General features: G+C 34.4%; 6 protein-coding genes. 5 read left to right on the top strand and 1 reads right to left on the bottom strand.

Features of this window, described 5'->3' with window-relative positions; all coding sequences use genetic code 11:
* The 5 genes from VFS71_RS00125 to VFS71_RS00105 all read left to right on the top strand — a co-directional run.
* The coding region (locus tag VFS71_RS00125; protein WP_326398625.1) for a hypothetical protein at positions 1-931 on the top strand (931 nt) is incomplete at its 5' end.
* A gap of 118 nt (positions 932-1,049) precedes the next feature.
* Positions 1,050-1,544, top strand: coding sequence for an FKBP-type peptidyl-prolyl cis-trans isomerase (locus VFS71_RS00120; protein WP_326398624.1), 495 nt, complete (start codon positions 1,050-1,052; stop codon positions 1,542-1,544).
* Between the two features lie 169 nt (positions 1,545-1,713).
* Complete coding sequence (locus tag VFS71_RS00115; protein WP_326398623.1) at positions 1,714-2,178, top strand: FKBP-type peptidyl-prolyl cis-trans isomerase; 465 nt, start codon at positions 1,714-1,716, stop codon at positions 2,176-2,178.
* Between the two features lie 441 nt (positions 2,179-2,619).
* Positions 2,620-3,063, top strand: coding sequence for a hypothetical protein (locus VFS71_RS00110; protein WP_326398622.1), 444 nt, complete (start codon positions 2,620-2,622; stop codon positions 3,061-3,063).
* A 329-nt stretch (positions 3,064-3,392) separates the two neighbouring features.
* Positions 3,393-4,088 (top strand): hypothetical protein, encoded by a 696-nt coding sequence (locus VFS71_RS00105; RefSeq protein WP_326398621.1) that lies wholly within the window; start codon positions 3,393-3,395, stop codon positions 4,086-4,088.
* 78 nt (positions 4,089-4,166) lie between these two features.
* Here VFS71_RS00105 and VFS71_RS00100 read toward each other — a convergent pair.
* On the bottom strand, positions 4,167-5,444 hold a 1,278-nt coding region (locus VFS71_RS00100), incomplete at its 5' end, for an SDR family oxidoreductase (RefSeq protein WP_326398620.1).

Genomic DNA, 5,444 nt, shown 5'->3' with positions numbered 1-5,444 from the left:
TCTGACTTATTTGAAAAACAATATGTACATCAGTAATGACAAATTCTACTTTAGCGGTGATTTTCGTTATTATATTTTCTCACAATCCAATTTTGGTTTAGGAACAGATATTATACCTTGGGGCTCAGAATTCAAAGATTTTAATTTTAGTTCTATAGAGCAACCCATGAATTACAATTACTTTAAATTTCATGAAACGGTTTCATACAATATCTTTCCTTCTTTTTTTATTGGAGCGGGAATCCACTTTGACAGTTATTCCAACATAGATGATAATCTTTTGGATGTTGCCAATGGACAATACACCTACCATTATAATTATTCAAAAAAATATGGTTTCAGTGACAAGAATTATGCGGTCAATGGAATGAGTCTAAATTTGATCTACGACACTAGGGATAATTTAATAAATACCAATAAAGGTTTGTTTCTGAACATGAACTACCGCTACAATCCGCAAACCGATCTTAACAGACACAGTAGTTCCACTTTATTGCTTGAATCCAGATATTTTATACCTCTTAGCAAAATAAACAAACAATACGTATTAGGCTTTTGGGCTTATGGTCAGTTTTTGGCCAGCGGTAAACTCCCCTATTTAAATCTTCCTGCTATTGGCTGGGACCAAAACAGCCGTAGTGGAAAAGGGTATATCCAAGGACTTTTTAGAGGTACAAACCTGATGTATTTTGAAAGCGAGTATCGTTTCCCAATTACCAAAAATCAAATGATAAGCGGAACGGTTTTTGCCAATGCCACAACGGCAAGTGATGTTGACACAAACCTAGGGCTATTCGAATCTATCCAGCCTGCGATTGGAGTAGGCTTAAGAGTCCTTCTAGACAAAGACACATTAACCAATTTTATTGTCAATTTTGGATTAGGGCGCGATTCTCAAACATTCTATTTTAATGACGGAGAAGGGTTTTAATACTAGCAAACAGGAAATCCAGATAGACATATCCCAGAGTTTTGGATACTAATACTTTTAACAAAAAATCAGTATCAGTTTTTACTATATTTGCGATCTTAAAAAACAACCCTTTTCTATGAAACACTTATTATCAGCCCTAGTGGCCTTGACTCTTCTTATTTCTTGCAACAAAAACAAAGAAGTAACAAATGAAGAAACAAAAGAACCAACAAAAGAAGCAACTGTTGATAACGTTGCCAAAAATGACAAAGAAATCACCGATTACATAGCCAAAAATAATTTAAAGGCCGAAAAAAGCGATTCTGGTTTATATTATGTGATTACTGAACCAGGAACTGGAGCGCAACCTACTGCAACATCAAATGTAACCGTTGCTTACAAAGGTTCTTTTACTAATGGAAACGTATTTGACCAAAGCGGTCCTGAAGGAATTTCTTTTGGCTTGGATCAAGTTATAAAAGGTTGGACAGAAGGTATTCCTCATTTTAAAGCTGGAGGTAGCGGTATTCTTTTGGTACCTGCTCATTTAGGATATGGAGATAGCACTATGGGCCCTATTCCTGGAGGTTCAGCACTTATTTTTGAAGTAAAATTAATTTCGGTAAACTAGTTCGATGTTTCCGATCTGAGCAAGTCAAATAACAACTTCAGAAAAACCACAACAGAACAAAATTTTGTCGTGGTTTTTCTATATCAAGCGATTACTTTTCATTTCGCTAATTGTTAAACAAAAATAACAGTCGCATTTTATTATTTTAGTGACTTAAAAAAACAATTCTATGAAATATTTATTATCTGCCTTAGTGACTTTAACACTTTTTATTTCTTGCACAAAAGCCGAGGAGAATAACGAACCTATTGATTACACTACCAAAAACGACAAAGAAATTAGCGACTATATAGCCAAAAACAAATTAACAGCACAAAAAAGCGATACGGGCTTGTATTATGTAATTAATGACCCTGGAACCGGAACACAACCAACTGCAACATCTAATGTAACTGTAGCCTATAAAGGTTATTTCACCAATGGAAGTATATTTGATCAAAGCAGTTCTGCCGGAATTTCTTTTGGACTTAATCAAGTTATTAAGGGCTGGACGGAAGGCATTCCTCATTTCAAAGCTGGAGGTAGCGGCATCCTTTTAATACCTGCACATTTAGGATACGGAAATTATTATTACAATGGTATTCCCGGTGGTTCGGTACTCATTTTTGATGTTAAACTAATTTCAGTAAATTAGGAGCATTCACTCAAGAGGAATTAAATTTAGCTCACAATAAAAAAACAAAACCACAACAAAATATGATTCTGTTGTGGTTTTGTTTTTAGCTGAATAACATATTATTGACTAATGTAAAAACATAAAATCAATTATAACCTGAGCCAATGCAGATTGAAATTGGGTAAACACTTATTTCTTCAAACTCTCTTGCCATTTACTACAATAAACCAAAAACAACTATTTATCTGCAAAGGGTCATTCGTTTGGACGGCATATACATTCGTTTGCAAAAAACAATAACTAAAAAAAGTTTGTTCAAAATAAAATCCTTAAATTTACTATTGGTTTTTATAGATTTTATTTCTATTAAAAAAACGACAACAAATACTAATATTCAATTAGTTAACTATTATTTTTTATAAAATAAAAATCATTCACACTTATTTATACTTAACTATTATGGGAAATTTTAGTTTAAGACCAAAAGGAGATTTCACCTGGACTGCCGAATATAGAGAGTTGTATATTCTGACCGAACATTGGCAGTCAGATTTGAAGTTCTACAAAGAGGATTTGCATTTTTTGTATCATCTTGTTGACAAATATTTCATTTCGCTAATCAACAAAGAAAATCTAGAAGAAATGAGAAATTTATCATCCGGTTTGTCAGAAACAAACATAAACTGTGATAGACTGCTTGAGAAAACATCTAAACATCTAGCCCATTTAGCAGAACTAATTGATGATCCTTTTAAATACGATTCTCATAAATTTAGAAGCGAGCACGAGAAATTAGAAAATGAGATTGCATCTTTTATCAAAAAATTCAGAGAAATCAAAAAAGAAACCTTTGTAGATATAGAACAAGTTGTCCAAAAAGAAGTCAAAAAACTAACTCCTTAAAGCCATTACAAGCCCGAAACTCAACTAAACTGATACAAAGTCAGAATTGGTCCGAATCTGTCAACATCTTACAAGTAGATTATTTTCTACGCTAGTGAAGTATGGCAATAAAAAACCACAACTGAAGATAATTCTATGTATTTTTTTTTAAATCCTAAATCGACCTAACAAGACTTAACAATTCTAGAACAAAAACAATTCAGACAACAAAAGACAATTGTTGTTTGCAAAATTTTATATTATAATTAAAATAACATGTAAATTTCGTACACCATACCCATTTCTACTAAAGACTGACCACATCCAAATATTAAAATAATTTCAATCCAATGAAAATTATAACTTTATTTTTGATTTGTGCCACATTTACCAGATGCAGTCCTATTTATTATGTACCTAATACCCAAAATGTGCCCGTAATAAAGAACAAAGGTCAAACAAATATACAGTTAACTATTAACAGCTCAGAAAGCACAGAAGGAACTGAATTGCAAGGCGCTTACGGAATAACAGATGAAATTGCATTACAGCTTAATGCAGATTGGGTTAAATCTTCTGAAAGTTCATCATATGGTTCTGGTAAATTCATAGAATTTGGCCCCGGTTATTATAGGAATATATCAGAACACTTCGTTTTTGAAACTTACGGATTATTGGGTTTTGGTAGTCTAAAATATGAAGAAGACATCAATACCCCGCAAGAAATTAATGCCTCCTTCACTCGTTTTGGTTTACAACCTAGCATAAGCTTTAGCAGCAAATACTTTAATGCATCTTTATCCAGTAGATTTGCAAACCTAAATTACAATTCTGTTAGCGGAAATTTATATGATGTTGACTACTTGAAAGCAAATAATTCCTATTGGTTAATAGAACCTGCCTTAACTCTTCAAGGAGGCCTCGAAAATATTAAATTACAAATACAATTCCAATACAGTAATAATCTAACGAATTCTAATTTCAGCCAGGATTATGCATTATTTTCTCTTGGTTTGAAAATTACTTTAAATCCTAAAAAATATTAAGCAAATCTTTTTAGCTATAAATCTGATTATTAAATATTTTAGTTTTCGTTATATAACTCATCGCAATGAATCTATTTTTTACCAAGCAATCGGATTGTAATCTTTCAAGAATTTCCCGCACCAGTGCTTCCCTGTATTGATTCCGTCAAACAACGGATCCATAACCCGCGCCGCGCCATCTACAATATCCAGCGGTGGCTGAAAATCTTGTTCTTCCTGTTTTCGTTTGGCCAACTCTGCCGGATCTTCGTCAGTTACCCAACCAGTATCAACGGCATTCATAAAAATTCCGTCTTTGGCAAGCGTTCCTGCTGCAGTATGAGTTAGCATATTCAAGGCGGCTTTTGCCATATTGGTATGTGGATGTCTGTCTTCTTTGAAATCACGGTAAAACTTTCCTTCCATAGCCGAAACGTTAATGATGTGTTTTTTTCCTGTGTTATCTTTCTTCATCACTTCCGAAAGGCGGTTACACAACACGAAAGGTGCAACCGAATTCACAAGCTGTACTTCAATCATCTCTGTGGTTTCTATTTGCCCCAACTTCAAACGCCAGCTGTTCACTTTTCGTAAATCTACCTGTTGCAAATCGGCATCAAGTTCTCCTTCTGGAAAAACTTCTTGTGCTACCAATGTATTGTCAAAAGAATATGGAATCTGAGATAATTTGGCAGAAGCCCTTAAACCAATTCCTGGTTCTGGTCCATGCCAAGTTACCGGCATATTTTGATTGGAAGAAGCTCCACTAGTCAATACTTTTAATTCGTCCAAACAATTGGTATGATCCAATAATAATTCTTGCGCTTGTTGTGGCAAAGAGCCAATTGGACGCTCTTCATTTTCCATTAAGTGCGTATAAAAACCAGCAGGCCTTCTCACAGTTTGTGCTGCATTATTAATCAGAATATCCAATCGCCCGTATTTTTGCTCAATAAAATTGCAAAAAATCTCCACACTCGGAATATGTCGCAAATCCAATCCGTGAATTTTCAAGCGATGTCCCCATTCCATAAAATCATCTTCTTTGGAAAAACGCAAAGCAGAATCGACTGGAAAACGAGTAGTAGCAATTACCGTTGCTCCACCTCGCAGTAACATTAATGTAATATGATAACCAATTTTCAAACGAGACCCCGTAATCAAGGCAATTTGCCCTTTTACATCTGCCGTTTGAAAACGTTTGGCATAGTTAAAATCTCCGCAATCGGGACACATTGAGTCGTAAAAATGATGCATTTTGGTAAACTCTGTTTTGCACACATAACATTTTCTGGGCGTCTCCAGTTCCAACTGTTCTTTACTGGCAAGATCACTCTGACCCAAAAGTTTTGGAGCCACAAAAATACTTGCTTCACG

The sequence above is a fragment of the Flavobacterium sp. genome (assembly GCF_035760125.1).
Classification (GTDB): Bacteria; Bacteroidota; Bacteroidia; order Flavobacteriales; family Flavobacteriaceae; genus Flavobacterium.
The sequence above is the reverse complement of the archived record's forward strand: the minus strand, read 5'-3'. Positions and strand labels throughout refer to the sequence as shown.